This window comes from Serratia liquefaciens (assembly GCF_027594825.1).
Taxonomy (GTDB): domain Bacteria; phylum Pseudomonadota; class Gammaproteobacteria; order Enterobacterales; family Enterobacteriaceae; genus Serratia; species Serratia liquefaciens_A.
Map to the genome: position 1 here is coordinate 3938978 of NZ_CP088930.1, position 20208 is coordinate 3959185.

Here is a 20208-nt window from a genome sequence, read left to right on the forward strand (position 1 = left end):
AAAACGTAGGGATAATGCGTAAAAGTAAGAGGGCACTCGCTGAGAGTAAATATAAAATTAGATATAATTATGTTTTATATTCATTTTAAGTGAAATCATTGGTTTTGAAAGTGACGAAAATCCCATCCTCCCTTGTCAGCTTTACTGACCTCCTCTCGTGATGTTTATTTACTTAGGTGATAATGATTTGCATTAAAAAATGTAAAATATTATCATTATTAACATTTCTTTACGTTTCCAGACAAAAAATCTGCATCCGCCCCCGGTTTATCTGGGGTTGGGCGGCTGTCTGCGGCAGGGATATGCAATAGCAAGGTCAGGAAGGCCGTAATGCCATTGTCAGTGTGAGAATCAGCGTCGTTACCTATGTGAAATAAAACATATTTTTGTGCATCTGGGATGAAAGGAGAATACATCTATGAGCAAGCATTCAGCGGCTCAAAGGCATAAAATCGTAGGAAACAAGGAAAAAGCAGGCTTGCAGGCCATTGGGGCATTTTCCTCACTCTTTCTGGGTCTTTGTACTTTATCTGTGGGGAGCGTTAACGCCGCCGTAGTGGATGAAAAGGTTCAGGAAGCCGCCGACAGCAAACGTAACGATAATTGGCAGGACTCCGAGAGTCTGCTGGTGACCGGGGAAAAAATAAAACGCAGCATTTTCGACACCGGCTCCAGCGTGCAGGTGTTCGACAGCGAGCGGATCGCCGCGATGCCCAATGCGTTGCAGATCCCCGATTTATTACGCATGACCGCCAACGTCATGGATGTCGGCATCGGTAACGATCTGCCTACCGTACGTGGTATCGACGGCTCCGGCCCGAACACCGGCGCCAATGCCTTCCTCAGCGGTACCCGTCCACGCCTCAATTTGTCTTTGGATGGCCGCTCCCTGACCTATAACGAGCAGGCCTATGGCCCGCAGTCGCTGTGGGATCTGGATCGCGTCGAAGTGTTCCTCGGCCCGCAGAGCTACATTCAGGGGCGTAACGCCATTGCCGGTGCGATCGTGATGGCCAGTAAGGATCCCACTTTCGATTGGGAAAGTGCCTTCAAGGGCGGTGCGGGCAACCAGCACTCTTCACAATTGTCCGCTATGGTTTCAGGCCCGTTGGTGGAAGACCAATTGGCCTTCCGCGTCAGCGTCGATCGTCAGCGCCGCCGCAGCGATGTTGACCTTCCTGCTTATGAGCCGGTGGGCGATCCGCGTGAGGTTGAAGCCACTACCGCCCGTGCCAAACTGTTGTTCAATCCGGCAGGCCTGCGTGAGCTGACCACCAAGCTGACCTTTAACCACTTTGGCAGTACCTCGCCACAAAACGAGAGCCTCAACCCGCTGGTTCACCCGACCAGTTTGCGCCACGATCCGCGCCGAGCGGTGTTTAAAAGCAACACCAACAGCGGCGTTTGGGATCTGTCCTGGGAGCAATCCGACAGCCTGACGCTGGAAAACCGCGTTATTTATACCGACTTCAATATTAACCGTCCTACGGCTTATGCCTTGCCATACGCCGATATCGGCGGAAAAGAAGTGCACGTGGAGCCGGTGGCGCGCTTTGGCGGGCCAGACAGCCGCCTGCGCGGGTTGGCGGGGCTGCGTTATTTCCATTCCAAGCAGGATGAGTTCGTTAACATTTTCGGCGGTTCGACCTTCAAGGATAAAACCGACACCAACTCGGCCTTTGCCGAGCTGACCTACGCCATCACGCCGAAGGTGGATATCACCGCCGCCAGCCGTGTGGAGCGTGAACACCGCCAGCGTACCGGCGGCAGCAAGGCCGTGCGTATCGATTTCGATGAAACCTACGACGTGTTCCTGCCGAAGCTCGATCTGGCCTGGAAACCGACGGATACCCAGACCTACGGCGCCAAGGTGGCACGCGGCTATAACGCCGGTGGCGCAGGCATCACCATCGGTACGCCGGTGGTTAACTACACCTACGGGTCCGAATATGTCTGGAACTATGAGTTGTACACCCGCCACCACCTGAAAGATGCCAACGTCATTCTGACCAGCAACGTCTTCTACAACGATTACAAGGATATGCAGCTGCCGTATTCCCTGGGGCCGAACTCATCGGTGATCCGCAATGCCGATAAGGTGGAAACCTACGGCGCGGAAATGGGGGCGACCTGGCAACCGCGTTGGGACTTCGAACTGTTCACGAACGTCGGTCTGTTGAAGACCAAGATCAAGAAGTTCTCGGGCAGCGGCGTAGATGGGCATGAACTGGCGCGTGCGCCGGCTTATACCGCCAACATGGGCGCCAAGTACCAGTTGATGGCCGGGTTGGAACTGAGCGGCAACGTGGCGTTCTCGGACTCCTACTACTCGCAGTACGACAACGATTCTCGCGGGCGCATCGGTTCTTACTGGTCGGCAAATACCCAACTGGCGTACACCTTCGCCTATGGTCGCGCCACCCTGTATGCGCAGAACCTGTTTGACTCGGAACGTCGCGTGATGGTCAGCGGCAACGACGTTTACACCGCGACTCAGCAGCGTCCACGCATGATCGGTGCGGCGCTGGAACTGACATTCTGATGCGATAGCAATCGGTCTGCAGCAGGGGCGTATCCACACCCTGGATTGTTGGCGCTTGCGCGAGTGTGTCAGCAATCTGCGGAGGATACGCCCCTGTTTATGACCCGCGTTCCCCCCGAGGTTCCGGTATGGCCGGGCACAAGGAGATAGAGCAGTGAGCGGTTATTTTGACAATATTCTCAGCGATGACGAGGCCCAGCGTCTGGACCTGGCGTTTCAGACGCTGGGCGAGCGGGCGGCGGATGCCTCTCAGCCATTGAGCGAAGCGGAAGAACAAGCATGGTTCATGCACCAGCAACGGGGTGATGGCGGTTGCCAGCAGGCGATGGCCTGGCGGCTAGGCGGCGAGCCGGATATCGGCAGACTGGCCAGCGCGCTGGAAGCCTTGACCCGGCTGATGCCTGAACTGGATGTTCGTTACGATTTCGACGATGAGCAAGGCTTACGCAAACTGCGCGGCAACGCAACGCTGAACCCGGTGAGCATTCAGCCGGTCACGGACGAACAGCAGGCGGTAAGCCGTTTGTTGCAGGCGCAAGCCTCTCCTCTCGAGCTGGCGAGCGAAGCGCCGGTTCGTTTTCTGTTGTTTACCGGTGCCGGTTCGGTGCTGGGCGTCGTCGCTCACGATATTTTGGCGGAAACGCTGTCTTGCCGGCAGTTATTGACGACGCTGTCGGCGCTGTATAACCGCCATGATCCCCTGCCTGTCTCCGTCGCTCTGTCGCCGGTTGCACTGAATACGCCATTGTCGGAAACAACGGAACTGGTTCTGCCGTGGCCACGCCATGCAACGGCGCTGCGGGACTACCGGCAATTGGCAGCACAGGATGAGCATCTGGCGCAGGCCGGGGTACGCATAGCGACCCGAGTGGCGCGCAAGATTTTGCCCGTAACCGATAACCCAACCACCTTACTGGCGGCGATCGCCGTTCGCTTTGGCCGCTTTATCGCCGCTCAGTCCGGCGGGCAGCCGGTGCAGCTGTGCGTGCCGCAGGACGACGCTCAACAGGCAAACGGCATGGACGGCTGGCAGGGTGCCAGCCGATTGAAACGCCTGACCTTGCAGCCTGCCGATCAGGAGGCGGAAAGTCGACTGCTGGCGCAGCAAACGGCGGAAGCACTCAACCCAGAATTGGCTCAGATCCTGGTGAGCTGGCTGACGGATCCTTCGGTGGCGCTGCAGTTGGATGGGGTAAGCGCTGAACGCCTGTTGTTGCCGCCGCTGCATACGCCATTTGAACTGATGCTGGCTTTGAGCCTGCCGGATCAGGATTCGGTGGTGTTGGAGTTAGTGGCGGATCCACGCCTGACCCCGTACGTAGCTCCTTTCCTGCTGGAACAGTTCGTCGCTTATCTCGCTGGACGGACGATCACGGCAGCCCAGTTGCCCGCTGCCGAGCAACCGTTGGCCCAGCCCGAAGCCGTCCTGGCGGCCGCGGATGCACAACAACAGGAAAATGATGAAATCGCCCAATTGATCCTGACGGAATTCCGCGACGCCCTGGTGGCGCCGGAGATGACCGTCGATGAAGATTTCTTCGATCGCGGCGGGCATTCGCTGGTCGCGACCCGTGTCATCGGCCGCTTGTTAAGCCTGCACCGTATCGAACTCAACATTAATGACTTGTTCAGTCACGCCACGGCCCGTGGCCTGTCGGCCTATGCCAAACGTCAGGCGGTTGCGGCACCGGCGGTACCAGCGCTCAGTGCGCAGAAGCAGGATGAGGCCGTCCAGGCACCGCTGTCGCTGGCCCAGCATTCGCTGTGGAAAGTTTACGAGGCCTTTGGTCACGACGAGATTTTCAATCTGCCTTTCGCCATCAATTTCCTCGATCCGGTGGATGAAATGGCCCTGCGTCAGGCGTTTATCGACGTCATGACGCGCCACAGCGTATTGCGTTCACTGTTTATCGAACATCAGGGGGCGGTTCGCCAACAGGTTGTGCCTGCGGCTGAACTGCTGGACTACGGTTGGTTCCGTTTCTCCCATGAAACGCCGGCCGGTAACGCCGGCGAACTGCTGGCCAAGGCCGGTGACCACCGCTTTGATCTGACCCGCGAGCTGCCGCTGCGCGCAACCTTCCTGCGTGACGCAGCAACCGGCCGACAGCTACTTTCGCTGTTGTTCCATCATGTGGTGCTGGATGAATGGTCGCTGAACCTGATGATGGACGAACTGGGCATTGCCTACAGCCACCGTGTGGCGGGGCAAAAGCCGCAGTGGAAAGGTGAAGTGCCGCAGTTTTATGCCTTTGCCCGGCAGCAGCAGGCCGGCGGCGTCGCACAGCAACATCTGGACTATTGGCTCGATAACCTGCGCGATGCACCGGTCGGCCAGCCGCTGTTCCAGCAGGAACCTTCGCACCATCCTGCAGTTCCGGCCGATGCAGACGTCAACGGCGGATGGCTGGAGTTTGACGTCGAACCGACGGTGGCTGAGGGGTTGTACGCGCAGGCCAGGAAGAACAACGCCTCACTGTTCAACGTGGTCTATGCCGGGATCGCTACGGCGCTGCGCCTGTTGGGCGGCCCGACGGACCTGCTGGTGGGGACTTCCACCTCCGGCCGTAACGACGCCGAGTTCTTTGACACTATCGGCTATTTCACGACCGTGGTGGTGCACCGGGTTCGCTTCGCTGAACAGTTGACGGTCGCCGGTTTGATTGACCAGGTGAAAAACACCATCAACGGTTCTATGCCTTACACCGATATTCCTATCGATCTGGTGGAGGAAGGGCTGTTTGGCGCCCATGCCGATCGCAAGAACCACATGTTCGAAGTGTTCATTCAGATCCACAGCCGTATCAAGCTGAATGGGGCATTTACCCTGCAGGACGGCAGCACGGTGGCCTATCGTCAGGTGGAGCCGGAGAAAACCGAATCGCTGCTCGGTTTGCAGTTTGAAGTGATGGAGGAAAATCTCGACGGCGTGAAATCCCTGCGCGTGATGATGACCTACCGTACCGATCATTACACCGCGCAACAGGCGGGGTTGATCGCTTCAACTATTCAGCACGTGTTCTCCCACTTTGCCCAGCAGGCTGGCGGGGACATGCCACTGTCGGCTTTACCGCCGGCGCCGCAGCAATAACGTTGTTCACCCTAACTGACTTTATTACTTTCATGGAGATAAACGGATGTCTGGAACAATAGGAACACCCCGCGCTTTACTGTCGCTGTTGATCGCAACGTCGTTGGTGGTGGCCGGTGCGGCGCAGGCCCGTGACGCAGGGATCACTCAGCAGGATCTCAAGCGTCAGCCATTGTCGTCGGCGCTGGTGGAGATGGCCTACAGCCCAAGCCAGAAGTCGCTGTTCGTCAGCGCGCCGGACTGGAAGGAAGAGGCGAAATCCCGCGTGTTGCGTCTGGATCCGACCACCTTGACGGTGCAGGCGGAGATCCCACTGCAGGTGAAAGGCTTCGGCGTGGCGCTGGATGATGCCGGTCACCGGCTGTATCTGACTCAAGGGTTCAATGGCTCGGTCGGCGTGGTGGATACCACCACCAACCGCGCGCTGAACAGCATTCCGGTAACCGAAAAAACGATGCTGGAGCAGACCTACAAAGAGGCCGGCATCAGCGGCAAGCGTCTGGAGTTCCTGCTCAAGGAGCTTAAGCGCTTCAAGATCACCGAGGACTACCAGTACCGCATCCGCGAAATGAAGTATGACGCGCAGAGCGGCCGCCTGTTCTTGCCGGGATTGGGGTTCGGGGTGGATAGCGTGCTGTTTGTGGTCAACACCCGGACGCAAAAGCTGGAGAAAATGGTCCCCGGTTTCGGCTATAACGCGGTGGGTATCACTCTGGATGAAAAAGGACGGCGCGTATTTGTCTCTAACATGCAGGGGCAACTGATTACCCTGAATGCCGATACCCTGGCGATCACCTCCACCAAAGAGATCCAAGCGGATCAACTGCTGAACCTGGTGTACGACGGGAAGAACAACCGCCTGTTAGGGGTGGATCAGGGGATCGACCGCGACAACTACCGCAACACCCACCTTGAGCGCGACTACGTGAAGCGCAGCAGCGGTCACCGGGTGTTTGCGCTGGATGCGGACAGCGGCAAAGTGTTGGCCAGCGAACTGACCGATGAAGTGCCGATCGGCCTGCTGTTGGACGATCGCAACCAGCGTGTGTACGTCGCCAACCGTAAAGGGATCCGCGTCGATCATGGCGCTGGTACGTTGACGGTGTTTGATTCAAACAGCCTCAAGCGCCTGCAAACCGTAGAACTGCCGCCGCACCCTAACAGCCTGGCGCTGGACACCAGCAACAACGTGCTGTTCGTGACGGTGAAGAATGACGGTGCCAGCACCAAAGCCGGTAAACCGGAAAGCGTTGTCCGTATTCAACTGCCAAAAAACTGAGTTTTATCCCGCTGCGTCAGCCTTCGCTGACGCAGCCTATTCTGGTTCGTCTTCCATAGCCCTGCGGCTGCATGCCGATCGGGCACACACATTCTGTGCTTCTTCATCACCAACGCGATTGATCCCCGCCGCAACGCAGATTTACACTGCTGAACATCAGTCCATTGCCAGTTCAGCTGCGATTTTGTCTCCCAGAGCTACTCATTAAGGATCTTCCATGAATCATTTTCGTCCCGTTGCATTGGAACATGCCAGCCGTTTGCTAAATCATGGCCCGACGGTGTTGATCACCAGCAGAAGCCAGGACGGGGCTCGACGTAATGTGATGGCCGCTGCCTGGTCGATGCCGGTTGAGTTCACGCCACCGCGCATTGCCATTGTGGTCGACAAGGGGGCGCATTCCCGGCAAATGATCGAAGAAAGCGGCGTGTTTGGCATCTGTATTCCGGCGGCGATGTTTGTCGATACGACTTATGCGGTGGGCAATATCTCGGGCGTGGAGGTGGAGGATAAATTTTCTCTCTTCAATATTGCCACGATCTCCAGTGCCCAACTGGAAGTCCCCTTGATAGAACAGGGTTGTGTAGCCTGGCTGGAATGCCGTCTGTTGCCGGAAAGCGGTGCGCAGCAGAAATATGACACCTGTTTCGGTGAAGTGGTGGCTGCGGCTGCGGACGAGCGAGTGTTTCGCGCAGGGCGATGGAACTTTGCCGATGCCGATCCACAATTGCATACCATCCATCATCTGGGGGCCGGTAATTTTATTCGCAGCGGCGATACGTTGCGGGCAAAAAGCCTGTAGGCGACGTTCATGCGGTTACACTTGCACTCACGTCAGGCACTGTGAGTGCGAGTATTCGGTATTTGTCAGCGATGACTTAATGACTTTGAGCCAAACGGTGTTCGGGTAGCGGTTTTTTTTGCGTTTTTTTATGCTGCTGTGCGGGCCGTTTTTTATTGGGATGCGGCTTGGGCGGTATTTTATTATTATCCTGATGAATAACCTGGTGTTCATTGTTTTTATTGATCGGCGGTGCGGAAAGTGCCGAGCTGCAATTTAATGCCATTACCGCGGAAATAATAAATACTGTTTTTTTCATTGTTATATCCTGAGCTGTCTCATCATATTCTTGAGTTGCCACCGGGTGGGTGGCGGGTATCTTTAACGAGGACCGTTAAAATGGTAACCCGGCCCACCTGGGCCGCCATGTCGACCGCCGCCACCACCACCGCCAGGCGGTGGGAATAGGCAACCAGAAAGTACAGCGCTAATCGTCAGCGCACTGATGAACATTAGAATACGACGCATAATATAACCTTTAATCTCTATATTGGAGGGGGCAGTATCATCTTAGACTGCATCTGTTAGCAATATGGAAAAGGTAGGCAAAACGAAAAGGTTCCGTAAGTAAGAATATTCTAATCGGGATAAATTCGGGGACGGTAAGCTGCTGGATTAAATTTATCATAACGGTATTTCACTTGTTGGAGGCTGAACCATTGCGCAGGTGCAATGAGTGAGGCTAACGGCTGGAAATGACGTGGAGCATTTATTCCTGGTCATTGATTTGGGTCAAGGGGACACCAACAGAAGGTAATAAAAACTGGTCTTGTTCCGATAATTTGATTATAAACACCGCCGTTAGGGACAATGTTCTCATCTGAATTGGAGTAGTTATGTTGGCTAAAGTTAATCGGCTGTTCGCCGGTGCGCTCCTGGCGCTATTGCTTCCTGCTGTCGCCGTGGCGGCGGATTACCATGCTGGCGAGCAATATTCTCGTCTGGACAAACCGGTGGCATCGGCCCCGGCGGTGGTGGAGTTTTTCTCCTTTTATTGCGGCCCCTGCTACCAGTTTGCCGAAACTTACCATGTGGGCAGCACCGTCAGCCAGGCCCTGCCTGAAGGTACCAAACTGACCAAATACCACGTCGGCCTGATGGGCAAATTGGGCAATGAGCTGACCGAAGCCTGGTCGATCGCGATGGTGATGGGGATCGAGGACAAAATCGAAGGCCTGCTGTTCGAAGAACTACAAAAGAAGCGTGCCATCAACAGTGAAGAAGATATCCAGCGGGTGTTTGCCGCCGCCGGCGTGGATGCCACGGCCTATGAAAATGCGCGTCACAGCCTGCTGGTGAAGGGCATGATTGCCAAGCAAAATGAAGCGGTGAAAGCGTTGGACGTACGCGCAACCCCATCGTTTTATGTTTCCGGCAAGTACAAAATCGACAATGCCGGTATGGCAAGCCAAAGCGTCGACGGTTATGCGAAAGAGTACGCGGCCGTGGTGCGTTATCTGCTGGCGACCCAGCCATAATATCTGAGGATGCATAAGGTACAGGGGGCTTGCCCTGTGCCTTATCCTCTGTTTTTTTATCTCGATTGTTGTGCCAACTACAAGTGGACGGACTCCGCTAATCCAATCACGTCGTTGTCGATATAGTTGCGACTCCTTCGCAGGCGTTAACTGACACCTGCTACTGACACCCTGGAGCCCACTATGCCATTGCCTTCATCAAGTACAATTTATTATGTTGCAACGCTGAATGACGTCACGTTAAACACCAGCAATACCGAAGAGATTGTCGTAACGGACAGCTATACCGGTGGGCGATTTATCAAGCAAGCAACTAGCCCGACGGTAGATCGCTGGGATATTGATGGTGTAATGCTGATTAAGGATGCTAATAACGTTATTTGGGAGAGAGTTTTTGAAGACTGCGTAGATCCTGAGTGGTGGGGAGCCCGACCATATTACCGTAATAAATCCGGTAACTTTGTAAACGATGGTTATGATAGCGCCCCGGCATTTAGCAGTATGCTGGCCTGGTTGGTTGGTACTTCAGGCACAGCGCCGGGTGGTACCTATATCAACTGGACTCCCAAACCGGCAGGTGTACGCTTTAAAGGCAATCGTCAATATGGTTTCGGTTCAACCGTTATTTGGAACACTCGCATTAATTTATACGCTAATGGTGGCGCTATCTTTGCCTGCGAAGGTTTTAATCAGGATGTGAACAACCCGAAAGCCCTGTTGCAGTTATACAACGAAAAAAATCGGCCGACTATTGAATGCACGCTAGAAAAACTGGAAATGTATTCATGCAGCCCAAATCGTATTGACAGTGGCACCATTAACCTGGGTGTGACGGGAATGCTGTTTGAAGGTGCAGGTGTCGCGGGGGATTTTCGTTTTTGTCGATGTGTTGTTCGTGAGGCAAAATTCTATCATTTCCATACGGCTCCAGCGGTCAGATACGGCGCACGTGCCTATTTGATCCGTTTCTATGACTGCTATTTCTCGCAAAACGCAGGTGGGGATGTTTTTTACCCGGGAGGTATCGTCGACGCCGGGGAGAACCTCAGTTATACCAATTGCACTTTTGCCAATGGAGGGACTCTGAATCTGGAGGGGGGCGCGCATAACTTTGTCAACTGCTCTGTCGATTATCAAAAATTTGGTTTTATGATTAAAAATGCTCGGGTATGTATGCTCGGTGGCCATATGGAAATTAACAGTAATATTATTGATAGCCGTGTGGTGATTACTGGTACCGGCAGTTTTAGCGCCGTTGGCACCAAGTTTTACGGTACCACCAATGTCCCTATCACTGCGCCTTCCTACTTCGATGCCCAACAATATCACAGCAAGGTGATCCTGCAGGATTGCGAGTTTGAGAACACCTTTGGGCACAACAGCTTGTTATCTGGTGAAGGGCAATTAAGAACCCAGGGCTGCTTTATGGTTAATCAAAATCAATGCCCGGTGTTACAGCCTCTTACCTCGAAAAATAATAGAATGCTGAAGTTGCAAACGGCTGAGCAAGTGACCTCTTATTTGGCCACTTTATACGGTTATGCATTTACCGCCGCAAGTTATCTGGTGCAAACCGTTTATCCACCCTCTGGGTCTGCTTTTACCGGTAAGGTAATTGAGATTAGGAAAACGGCCGATACTGTCGGTAGCCAACGAATTGCCATCCCGATGGCAATGGAGTCGGGTAAAGTGCCTTATTGCAGAGTGCAGGTGATGGGCTCGGTAGACTTTACTACTACCGCCGGTTATGCATTTTCCGGTGAGGGGATCCGCAGTGTAACCGCACCCGCCGGCTATTATTTCTCCAACATAAAGGACACCTGGAACTTCGGTACGCTCAATGTGACCACAACGCCAACAACTGCAATCAACATGTTCGGTAACGCCAGCGATTTTAACGTAGGCAGCGGGCAAGCACCGCGTAATATTGCCGATGGTAGCCAGCAATGGTTGTTGTTCTATATTGACCTGACCAACTTACCGACCGGGGCGTCATTATATATCGGTAATATCAACTTTAACGTTTTGTGATCCTACTTGTCTGGCAAACCCGGCTGCGGCCGGGTTTTTCATGCCTGATGAGTAATATGTAATCTGTGATCCCGGCGCCAGATCCCACGCTCGGCATTGCTTGTATGTTATCGGGTTGTTATGTTGATTTTCTGTTCATTGCCGCTTGCGGTTCGAACGCGTCCATCGCTGATGTGTGAAGGGGGGATCCATGGCAATTTCCGTACCGGTCAGGGAGGTTGGCTTCGAAGAGTGGTTGGCGAAAATCAACTCCGCCTGTGGCCGGTTCAGCGCCCGGACTCTGGGGCCGGGATTCAGCGGCGCGATGCAAGAGTTCCGCGCCCACGCGTTACGTATGAGCGTGGTGGATGCGGCGCAAACCCGCCTGTATCGAACCCAAAAAGAAATTGACCGCAGCGACGGCTCGCATTTTTTCACGGTCTTTCAACTGCGTGGCAGTTCATTGATGGAGCAGGGAGACCGACAGGCGGTCTTGTCCGCCGGTGACGTCACGCTGATCGACGCTTCACGTACCAGCAGTTTTACCTTTCAACAGGACTCCCGCCAAATCTCATTACTGATGCCACGCAGCTATTTCGAACGCTCTGCACGCTTGAGCGACCTGCAATTCGCGCGACGGCTGGATGGGCAAAACAGCATGGCGCGCCTCAGTCGGCAACTGGTCTTGGGCTGCATGCAGGACGCGCAGATGAGCGCAGCGGAGAGCGAGGCGATACTGAGTGCCGTGGCGACGCTGTTGCGCCCGGCAATGATCGAACCTGAAGTGGGGGCTGAGGTTTTCCCGCAGGCTTTCACCCGAACGCTGGCGTTTATCGATGCGCATATCCAGTCGCCGCAGCTGCGGCCTGAGTGGATCGCCGGTGAGTTGGGCGTTTCGGTACGCAGCCTGTACCGGATGTTTGCCCGTCAGGGACTGGTGGTGGCGCAATATATCAAGCACCGCCGTCTTGATTTGTGCGCCCAGGCGCTACGCACGGCGCCCGAGCGGCAAAAGTTGGCCACTATCGGCTATGACTGGGGTTTTGCCGATCACAGCCATTTCTCCACCGCCTTCAAAAGCCGTTTTGGCGTTTCGCCCAGCGAATACCGCAAGCAGTATCAGTAGCGCCCTGAAGGCGCTACTCAGATTATTGACAAAGGGGGATAAAAGCGCGGTTTTTCCCCCTTTGAGTTATCAGCCGAAAATCAATAATTTGATTTTCCCGATCTATTTTCAAAACCTTTAGCGCCTGCCGCCAAACATTTTATGTTTGTCAGCAGTCTCAGTAGCGCCCTGAAGGCGCTACTGGCGATTAAGACGCGGTTCAGTAACGAATGCACACCGATTTGGATTCGGTATAAGCATCCAGCCAGTCAGGGCCGAAATCACGGCCGCTGCCCGATTGTTTGAAGCCGCCGAAAGGCATGTTGGCGTCGATTAACGTATGGGTATTGACCCACACCGTGCCGGCCTGAATGCGTGGTGTAAAGGCCATTGCCGCTTGCAGGCTGGTGGTCCACAGGCTGGCGGTCAGGCCGTAGTCCGTGTCGTTGGCTTTGCGCAACGCTTCTTCAGCATCCGCCACGCGGATCAGATTGACCACCGGGCCAAACACTTCTTCGCGCGTCAGGTTCAGCTTGTCGTCCGGGTTAATCACCAGCGTTGGCGGGATATAGAACCCTTGCGAGTCCGGCCCGGTTGCGCCACTGATCAGCTCCGCCTGTTTGGATCTGGCGTCATCCAGATAGGCCGCCACTTTATTGCGGTGGTCGCTAGAGACCAGCGGGTTGATCTGCGCACTGGCATCCATGCCCGGCCCGACAGACAGGGATTTCACCGCCTGCTCGAACCCGGCCACCAGTGTGTCGTATATTGGCGCTTCAATATAAATCCGCGAGCTGGCGGCGCACACCTGCCCCTGATTCAGGAAGCTGCCCGCCATCAGGCCTTCGATAACCTGCTGCGGGTCGGCATCTTTCAGCACGATGGCCGGGTTTTTACCGCCCAGCTCCAGCGTCACGCGTGTCAGGCGATCCGCCGCCGCGCGGGCGATGTTTTTGCCGACCGGCGTGGAGCCGGTGAAGCTCACTTTGGCAATCAGCGGGTGTTCGGTCAGCGCTTTGCCGCAGCCGGTGCCTTTGCCCGTCACCACGTTGAAGACGCCCGGCGGGATACCGGCCTCGGTCGCCAGTTCAGCCATGCGCAGCAGGGTGAGTGGCGTAGTCTCCGAGGGTTTGATCACGATGGAGCAACCCGCCGCCAGTGCCGGCATCACTTTCCACATGCCGATCATCAGCGGGAAGTTCCAGGGCACAATGCCGGCCACCACGCCAATCGGCTCTTTACGGGTATACACCTGATATTTGGCCCCCGGCGGCATCGGGATCGACACGTCCAGGGTCTGGCCGGTGATCTTGGTGGTCAGCCCGGCGGTGTAGCGCATCCAGTTCAGCGTGCAGCCCACCTCGAACATGCGGGCAATATTGATCGACTTGCCCTGTTCCAGCGTTTCCAACTGGGCCAGTTCTTCGGTGTGTTGCTCAACCAAATCGGCATAGCGCAATAAAATACGCTCGCGCTCGGCAGGTAAACGTTGCGCCCAGACCCCTGAGATAAAAGCCTGATGGGCCGATTGTACGGCGCGCGCGACGTCTTGTGCGTTGGCGTCGGCGGTGGAGGAAATTTGTTGTCCGTCGGCGGGGTTATACACCGCCAGCCGGCCTTCGGCGGTGGATTCACACCATTGGCCGTCGATATACAGCCCATGATGACGATCGAGAAAACGCGAAACGCTGTCCATCACTGCTACGTTATTGTCAGGCATACGCCCTCCTGTCAGACAAAAAAGGTCGCTATCGTTAACCTTAAAAGTCTATAGCAGGCAGAGAAGAGGGGCTTTTGTCTGTCTGACATTCGGTTTGTCGTGCGTGACAGATGTTGGGAAAAACGGCTGAAGTTATCAGCCGTTATTGCGGCGAACTAGGAACTGAGGGTAGCCAAACGAGTGGCGAAGCCGAGGAACAGCAGGCCGATCAGGCCATTGCCCAGTTTTGCCAGGCCCTTCTTATGGTTAAAGAAGTGCGCCAGCATCGCGCCGGAGAAGATCAGCGTGGTCATGTAGATAAAACTGACCGATTCGAGGATCAGCGCCAGAATGGTGAACGACAGGCCGGTGTGCGCATAGTTGAAGTCGATAAACTGCACGAAGAACGACACGTAGAACAGGATCGCTTTCGGGTTGGTCAGGCTGAGCGTCAGCGATTTGCGCAGAATACTGTGGCCGCCTTCAATCTGTTGTTGCTGCGCCGCGTTTTTCTGGATAAAGGTGGCGTAGAGAATTTTCGCACCGAGGAACAGCAGGTAAATCGCGCCGAGAAAACGTACCAGGGTAAACAGGAACGGCGTGGTACGGATCAGCGAAGCCACGCCAATATAGGCGCAGAAAATCAGGATTGCATCGCCGATAAACACGCCCAGCGCGGCGGTATAACCAGCACGTACGCCACGCGTCACGCCGGTCTTCAGCACGTACAGCGTATTCGGGCCAGGCAGGATGATGATAAAAACCACCCCGGCCAAATAGGTCCAAAGATTCAGGACGCCAAAACTCTCTAACACAATAACCTCTCCATGCGCGGAACTGACAGCCAATAACACTGGCTACACCCGTAGCCGGGCGCGATCCTAACGCCGCAGCGCCAGGTTGGCAACGTATTAAACTTCATGTTGTTTGCCGTATTTTGCTACAGGCCGGCGCCGGTCAATACCGTATCGAGCGGCGCCATTTGAAGGGATTTTAGGGCTTACGCGCCAGCAGCGTGGCGAAACGCAGTGAAATACGGTTGCCGGCGGCGTCGGTTTTGTGCAGTTGGCCGACATCCTCGTTGTACTTCAGGATTTCCCAGTCGGCGTAATATTCCTTCAGCTCGCCCGGTTTAAAGGTGAAGGGGAAGGGCAGGCTGCAAGGGTAGTCCGGCGTATCCATCGCGGCGACAATCAGGTTGTAACCGCCGTTCAGGGTGCTTTCCTGCATGTTTTTCACCAGCTCCGGGATCCGTTCGCGGCTGAGGAACATAAACACTACGGTGGAAAGAATAAAGTCGTAATCGCCGCTGAAGGTGTGAGTATTGAGATCTTGCACGCTGGCGCGAATGTGCGACAACCCTTCGCTCTCGATCAGGCTATTGAGGTTGTCGATCGACGGGCCATGTTTGTCCCAGGCGGTGACGTCAAAGCCCTTCAGGTTGAGATAGAGCGAGTTGCGTCCGCCACCGCAGCCCAGATCCAGCGCTTTGCCGGGTTTTATGCGCTGTACGGCTTCGATCACCTCGGAATGGGTGCGCGTCAGCTGGTGCTTTTTGTGGTAGTAATCTTCCGGTGAGCAGTAAAAAGCCAGTTGGCAGGTCATATCATCGGAAAATGAAACGATGCGGTGCCATTGCTGAGGCTCGATAAACGGCGGCTGGCTCTCAGGGCTGAACTGCCAGGTTTCGGTGGTCTCGCCCTCTTCGGTCATCAACGCAAAGGTCAGGGTGCCGCTCAGCAGCGTGAGTTTGGCCCAGGTACCGCTTTGGGTGTTGTGCTTTTGCTGGAAACTCTCCGGCAGCGTTGCGCTGTTCCATACCGGCAGGGTTTTATAACAAAGCAGCTCATTCATGCGTCTCTCCTTAAATTTTGCGTTGCCCTGGTGTGGGCGAATAAACGATTTTATATGTTGCATATAAAATACATGTTTATCGGCTCATTGAAAATGCCCGCGATCAAGAAAGGCCGGGTTTAGAGTTTTCGATGCATTCGGGTATTGACGGCCTTGAAGCCGAGCCGGGTATACAGCCTGACCGCCGTCGGGTTGTCGTTAAACACCGCCAACTCGGCATATTCCGCACCGGCAATCCGTCCGGCTTCCAGTACTGCGCAAAGTATTTTCTCGCCGTAGCCCTTGCATCGCCAGGCCGTATCCACCTCGAAATCATAGACAAACAGCTGCTTGCCGTAGGTGCGTTGTTTGAGGGTGTACCAGACGATGCCGATATTTTCTTCTGAACCCGCCAGTCGGGCGCAAACTAGCCGGTGGTTTGGTGTCGCCAACCCTTGGGGCAGTGAGGCGTTGTAGGTGGCCACGGCTTCCACCCGCGCCGATTCCCGGCTAAGTTGCAGAGCGCGCTCCAGATCCCGGGCATATTCTTCGATTCCATGTGCGCGGTAACGCTCGAATTCTTGCGGGCTCATATCTCTGAGTTCAATCATGCGGTCATTCCTTTAAGGTGTATTTCCTGGCGCCCGCCGGCTCTTTCCGCCGGATCAATACATTTAGACTGGATCGGGTTCCGCTGCTGGGCTAACGTCACTGCAGTGTATGTCAAAACGATCAGGGAAAAGATGCCAATTCGCCGTTTTATCAACCCGATGACCTTGCGTCCGTTGAGCCTGGCCGCGCTGCTGGTGCTGGCCGGTTGTACCACGAAAACTACCACCACTTCACCGGTGCAACGCCCGGCTGACGTGAAGGCTCAACTGGTGCGCTTGATGCCGGCTAACACCGCCGATCGCCAGGGGTGGGCCACCGATATCACCGCCGCTTTTGCCGCACAGGGTATCGAGCCCAGCGACCAAAATCTGTGTTCAGTACTGGCGGTCACCGAGCAGGAGTCGACCTTCCAGGCCAATCCGCCAGTGCCGGGGCTGCCCAAAATCGCCTGGAAAGAGATCGACCGCCGCGCTGACCAACTGCATATTCCCAATTTTCTGGTGCATACCGCTTTGTTGATCAAGTCATCGAACGGCAAGAGCTACAGCGAGCGTTTGGATAAGGTGCGCACCGAGAAAGACCTGAGCGATATCTTTGACGATATGATTGATTCGGTGCCGATGGGGCAAAAGCTGTTTGGCAGCCTGAACCCGGTGCATACCGCCGGGCCGATGCAGGTGAGCATCGCCTTTGCCGAAGCGCATGCCAAAGGTTATCCGTATCCGATTGACGGTTCGATTCGCCGTGAAGTGTTCAGTCGCCGCGGCGGCATGTATTTCGGTATTGCGCACCTGTTGGGGTACCCGGCCAACTACAGCCAGCCGATCTACCGCTTCGCCGACTTCAATGCCGGTTGGTACGCCAGCCGTAATGCCGCATTCCAAAGTGCGGTCAGCCGCACGACGGGCATTCCGCTGGCACTGGATGGCGACTTGATTAACTACGGCACCGACAAACCCGGCACCACCGAACTGGCGGTGCGCACCCTCGGCAAACGGCTCAATATGAGCGACTCGTCAATTCGTCGGGCGCTGGAGAAGGGGGACCTGCCCGAATTTGCCGACACCGACCTGTATGAGCGGGTGTATGCGCTGGCAGAGAAAACCACCGGCAAGAAACTGCCGCGGGAAATGCTGCCAGGCATTCAGTTGGAAAGCCCGAAAATCACCCGTAAGCTGACCACCGCCTGGTTTGCCAAACGGGTGGATGAGCGGCGCCAACGCTGCATGACGCGCGCTTCGGCGGGTTAAACCTGCGGAGTGCTGATAAACGCCGGGTGTTGTTCGGCCTGAGCGGAAAATGCCGCCAAAGTCGGATGTTGCTCGTCGCTAATCTGCCCGGGCAGCATCAGTTGGGTGAAGCTCCAGGCCACCGCCACGCTGACCTCTGCGCTGCCGATAAAGGGTGACGCGGCGGACTGCAGCAACTGTTTTTCCAGCTCGGCGTAGGCCGCCAGCAGTTGGCCCTGAACGCGATCCAGCCAGGGCTGGTACTGCTTTTCTTGCGGACGCAACTGTTGTTCATAAACGATTTGCACCGTTTTTTCGCAGGCTGCCAATGCCAGCCCGTTCAACTGCAGGGCGTTCAGCTTCGCCGCATCCTGGTTTGGCAGTAAAGCTCTGCCAGAGGGGGAGATACCTGCGGCGTATTCCAGAATAAGCGAAGAATCCATCAAGATCTGGCCGTCGGCCAGCACCAGCGTTGGGGCCTTTACCACCGGATTAATGGCTTTAAACCGGTCGAAACCGCTGAACACTGAAATTGCCCGGTGCTCAAACTCTATCTCCAACAATTTCAAACAAATAGCGACCCTGCGCACATAGGGTGAATCCAGCATGCCTATCAATTGCATTGTGTTCTCCTGAGCGCATTTGCCCGATTTAAAGTGAATGAATAAACGTCTCCAGCCGTTGGGATACGGCTTCCGGTGCATCTTCCATAAGAAAATGCCCCGCCTGCGGGATCACCTGCAGCCTGGCGCCGGGAATGTCAGCTTGTAAACGGTAGGCGTAACTGACCGGCTGCCATTCATCGTTTTCTCCCCACAGAATTTGCACCGGCAGGCGCAGTTTTGGCAGACGCTGCGCGAAATCATCAGTATAGCGGGCATCATAATGGGCGATCTGTTGCTGATAAAAGGCCGGTTGGCCGAGCACGCCGACGATCGGGGCCAGATAGCTTTGCAACAGCTCTCCCGTCATCAGCGATTTGTTGAACACGGCCATTTGCAACTGGCGCGTCAGGGTTTGTTGATGTTGTAAGGGGTCCATGACGGCGTACTGACGATAATTATCGCGGATGCTGCGCCAGGTGGGTGAAGGCCAGGAGTCGTAGCTGCAAATATCCGCAATGGTCAGCGAGCGAAAGCGATTGGCGTTCTCGAAAGCCGCGCGCAGGGATAACGCGCCACCAATATCGTGGCCAAATACGTGGGCGGAGTCCAGTTGCCAGTGGTTCAGCAGGGCGATCAGTAAATCCGCCTGCGCGACAATCGAGGTCTCTGCGGACAATGGGCGTTCCGATGCGCCGTAGCCCAGCAGGTCATAGTAATAAACCTGGAAGCCGGCCGCCGTCAGGCGGGGCAGCAAATTTCGCCAGATGATCGAATGGGCGGGGGTTCCGTGAACCAACACCAGTGGCACACCGGTCCCCTGTACGCCAGTGGCAATCCGATACCCTTGAATAATGACCTGCTGATTAACCTGAGAAGTTAAGCCGCTCATGATGATTTCCCCCATTACCTTGTTGAATATCACCCTACCTCTCGTCTTTTCATGACGCCAATGACAAGTTATGGTGATTCAATCCAACTTTTGTCATGAGGGCGTTTATGAACCAGCGTTTATCCATCGATGCATTGCGGGCGCTGCAGAGCGTACTCGACACCGGCAGCATGACGCGTGCGGCGAAACAGCTGAATCTCAGTCAGTCGGCAGTGAGTTGGAAAATCAAACGGTTGGAGGAGCAGCTGGGCCGCACTCTGATCGATCGCCAGGGAGCCGCTTTGATCGCCACCGTGGACGGCGAGGCGCTGTTGATGCATGGACGACAGATCTTGCAGGCACACGATCGGGCATTGGCGCATTTTTCCCCCTCGTTATTGCAGGGGACAGTACGTTTTGGCGCCACAGAGCAGATGTCGCTGTCCCGGTTGGCCACCTTGCTGGCGACCTTTACCCATCAACATCCGCAGGTTGATGTGCAGTTGGTCATCGATCAAAGCCAGGTGTTGCGTAACGCTTTGGCTCAGGGAGAGTTGGACCTGGTACTGCATCAGCAGTTTTGCGATGCGCTAAGCTCGGAAGATGTGGTGCTGGCAACGGAACACATTCACTGGTGTGTACCGCCAGGGTGGCGTTTTCAGCCTGGTGACTGTGTGAAATTGGTCAGTTACGGGCCAGACTGCTTTTATCGCCGGCTGGCTGAAGAGCGCCTGAGTGCCGCGGGCATTGCCCACAAGGTCTCGGTGGAGTGTCCTTCGATATCCGGTATGTTGGCAGCGATTTCTGCCGGTATGGGGATTGGCCTGCTCAATCAGCAATCTGTCGATCGGCGGGTGCGGATCGAGACGGTATTTGAGCGTAAGTTACCCTTGCCGAAGGTGGCACATGCGTTGCGTTTGGGCCACCGGCGGCAACACCCGCTGCTGCAAAGTTTGCAGCGGCAGGTTGTGCAAGGTCTGGAAGGATCCGCCGAGCTATGAGCTACGGCGGATTTT

General features: G+C 55.4%; 16 protein-coding genes. 9 read left to right on the forward strand and 7 right to left on the reverse strand.

Going from position 1 to position 20208, the window contains the following annotated elements:
- Window positions 1-418 precede the first annotated feature (418 nt).
- The 4 genes from LQ945_RS18025 (at window position 419) to LQ945_RS18040 (ending at window position 7714) form a co-directional block, all read left to right on the forward strand.
- The gene (locus LQ945_RS18025; RefSeq protein ID WP_270101393.1) at window positions 419-2542 is read left to right on the forward strand and encodes a TonB-dependent receptor; all 2124 of its coding nucleotides are present in this window, start codon (window positions 419-421) and stop codon (window positions 2540-2542) included.
- A 154-nt stretch (window positions 2543-2696) separates the two neighbouring features.
- Window positions 2697-5633, forward strand: a complete 2937-nt coding sequence (locus LQ945_RS18030) for a condensation domain-containing protein (RefSeq protein WP_270101394.1) — start codon at window positions 2697-2699, stop codon at window positions 5631-5633.
- A gap of 46 nt (window positions 5634-5679) precedes the next feature.
- Complete coding sequence (locus tag LQ945_RS18035) at window positions 5680-6912, forward strand: YncE family protein (RefSeq protein ID WP_270101395.1); 1233 nt, start codon at window positions 5680-5682, stop codon at window positions 6910-6912.
- 217 nt (window positions 6913-7129) lie between these two features.
- A complete protein-coding gene (locus LQ945_RS18040; RefSeq protein ID WP_269934697.1) occupies window positions 7130-7714 on the forward strand; it encodes a flavin reductase family protein in 585 nt (194 codons plus the stop codon).
- A 76-nt stretch (window positions 7715-7790) separates the two neighbouring features.
- On the opposite strand, the gene LQ945_RS18045 is transcribed toward LQ945_RS18040, so the two are convergent.
- Window positions 7791-8012 (reverse strand): hypothetical protein, encoded by a 222-nt coding sequence (locus LQ945_RS18045; RefSeq protein ID WP_270101396.1) that lies wholly within the window; start codon window positions 8010-8012, stop codon window positions 7791-7793.
- 577 nt (window positions 8013-8589) lie between these two features.
- On the opposite strand from LQ945_RS18045, the gene LQ945_RS18050 reads away from it, so the two are divergent.
- The 3 genes from LQ945_RS18050 to feaR all read left to right on the forward strand — a co-directional run bounded on the left by LQ945_RS18050 (window position 8590) and on the right by feaR (window position 12367).
- Window positions 8590-9231, forward strand: coding sequence for a DsbA family protein (locus LQ945_RS18050; RefSeq protein ID WP_270101397.1), 642 nt, complete (start codon window positions 8590-8592; stop codon window positions 9229-9231).
- Window positions 9232-9414: 183 nt separating this feature from the next.
- Window positions 9415-11262, forward strand: a complete 1848-nt coding sequence (locus LQ945_RS18055) for a hypothetical protein (protein ID WP_269934700.1) — start codon at window positions 9415-9417, stop codon at window positions 11260-11262.
- Between the two features lie 190 nt (window positions 11263-11452).
- On the forward strand, window positions 11453-12367 hold the full coding sequence (gene feaR, locus LQ945_RS18060; protein WP_270101398.1) for a transcriptional regulator FeaR: 915 nt from the start codon (window positions 11453-11455) through the stop codon (window positions 12365-12367).
- Between the two features lie 199 nt (window positions 12368-12566).
- On the opposite strand, the gene LQ945_RS18065 is transcribed toward feaR, so the two are convergent.
- The 4 genes from LQ945_RS18065 to LQ945_RS18080 form a co-directional block, all read right to left on the reverse strand.
- The gene (locus LQ945_RS18065; RefSeq protein WP_270101399.1) at window positions 12567-14066 is read right to left on the reverse strand and encodes an aldehyde dehydrogenase family protein; all 1500 of its coding nucleotides are present in this window, start codon (window positions 14064-14066) and stop codon (window positions 12567-12569) included.
- A gap of 155 nt (window positions 14067-14221) precedes the next feature.
- Window positions 14222-14860, reverse strand: coding sequence for a leucine efflux protein LeuE (gene leuE, locus LQ945_RS18070; protein WP_020825394.1), 639 nt, complete (start codon window positions 14858-14860; stop codon window positions 14222-14224).
- Window positions 14861-15038: 178 nt separating this feature from the next.
- Window positions 15039-15899, reverse strand: a complete 861-nt coding sequence (gene tehB / locus LQ945_RS18075; protein WP_270101400.1) for an SAM-dependent methyltransferase TehB — start codon at window positions 15897-15899, stop codon at window positions 15039-15041.
- A gap of 119 nt (window positions 15900-16018) precedes the next feature.
- On the reverse strand, window positions 16019-16489 hold the full coding sequence (locus LQ945_RS18080) for a GNAT family N-acetyltransferase (RefSeq protein ID WP_270101401.1): 471 nt from the start codon (window positions 16487-16489) through the stop codon (window positions 16019-16021).
- 132 nt (window positions 16490-16621) lie between these two features.
- On the opposite strand from LQ945_RS18080, the gene LQ945_RS18085 reads away from it, so the two are divergent.
- Window positions 16622-17740: a DUF1615 domain-containing protein gene (locus tag LQ945_RS18085; protein WP_270101402.1), complete on the forward strand. Its 1119-nt coding sequence runs from the start codon at window positions 16622-16624 to the stop codon at window positions 17738-17740.
- On the opposite strand, the gene LQ945_RS18090 is transcribed toward LQ945_RS18085, so the two are convergent.
- Window positions 17737-18342: a glutathione S-transferase gene (locus LQ945_RS18090; RefSeq protein ID WP_270101403.1), complete on the reverse strand. Its 606-nt coding sequence runs from the start codon at window positions 18340-18342 to the stop codon at window positions 17737-17739. The two genes, LQ945_RS18085 and LQ945_RS18090, sit on opposite strands and share 4 nt — an antisense overlap.
- A 28-nt stretch (window positions 18343-18370) precedes the next feature.
- Window positions 18371-19213, reverse strand: coding sequence for an alpha/beta fold hydrolase (locus LQ945_RS18095; protein ID WP_182821657.1), 843 nt, complete (start codon window positions 19211-19213; stop codon window positions 18371-18373).
- Between the two features lie 107 nt (window positions 19214-19320).
- Between LQ945_RS18095 and LQ945_RS18100 the strand changes: the two genes are divergently transcribed.
- A complete protein-coding gene (locus LQ945_RS18100) occupies window positions 19321-20193 on the forward strand; it encodes a LysR family transcriptional regulator (RefSeq protein ID WP_182821659.1) in 873 nt (290 codons plus the stop codon).
- Window positions 20194-20208 lie beyond the last annotated feature (15 nt).

Coding starts and splice junctions, on each gene's coding strand:
- LQ945_RS18090 (WP_270101403.1), bottom strand. CDS start 18,342: ATGCAATTGATAGGCATGCTGGATTCACCCTATGTGCGCAGGGTCGCT.
- tehB (WP_270101400.1), bottom strand. CDS start 15,899: ATGAATGAGCTGCTTTGTTATAAAACCCTGCCGGTATGGAACAGCGCA.
- feaR (WP_270101398.1), top strand. CDS start 11,453: ATGGCAATTTCCGTACCGGTCAGGGAGGTTGGCTTCGAAGAGTGGTTG.
- LQ945_RS18045 (WP_270101396.1), bottom strand. CDS start 8,012: ATGAAAAAAACAGTATTTATTATTTCCGCGGTAATGGCATTAAATTGC.
- LQ945_RS18095 (WP_182821657.1), bottom strand. CDS start 19,213: ATGAGCGGCTTAACTTCTCAGGTTAATCAGCAGGTCATTATTCAAGGG.
- LQ945_RS18050 (WP_270101397.1), top strand. CDS start 8,590: ATGTTGGCTAAAGTTAATCGGCTGTTCGCCGGTGCGCTCCTGGCGCTA.
- LQ945_RS18085 (WP_270101402.1), top strand. CDS start 16,622: ATGCCAATTCGCCGTTTTATCAACCCGATGACCTTGCGTCCGTTGAGC.
- LQ945_RS18035 (WP_270101395.1), top strand. CDS start 5,680: ATGTCTGGAACAATAGGAACACCCCGCGCTTTACTGTCGCTGTTGATC.
- LQ945_RS18040 (WP_269934697.1), top strand. CDS start 7,130: ATGAATCATTTTCGTCCCGTTGCATTGGAACATGCCAGCCGTTTGCTA.
- LQ945_RS18055 (WP_269934700.1), top strand. CDS start 9,415: ATGCCATTGCCTTCATCAAGTACAATTTATTATGTTGCAACGCTGAAT.
- LQ945_RS18025 (WP_270101393.1), top strand. CDS start 419: ATGAGCAAGCATTCAGCGGCTCAAAGGCATAAAATCGTAGGAAACAAG.
- LQ945_RS18080 (WP_270101401.1), bottom strand. CDS start 16,489: ATGATTGAACTCAGAGATATGAGCCCGCAAGAATTCGAGCGTTACCGC.
- LQ945_RS18100 (WP_182821659.1), top strand. CDS start 19,321: ATGAACCAGCGTTTATCCATCGATGCATTGCGGGCGCTGCAGAGCGTA.
- LQ945_RS18065 (WP_270101399.1), bottom strand. CDS start 14,066: ATGCCTGACAATAACGTAGCAGTGATGGACAGCGTTTCGCGTTTTCTC.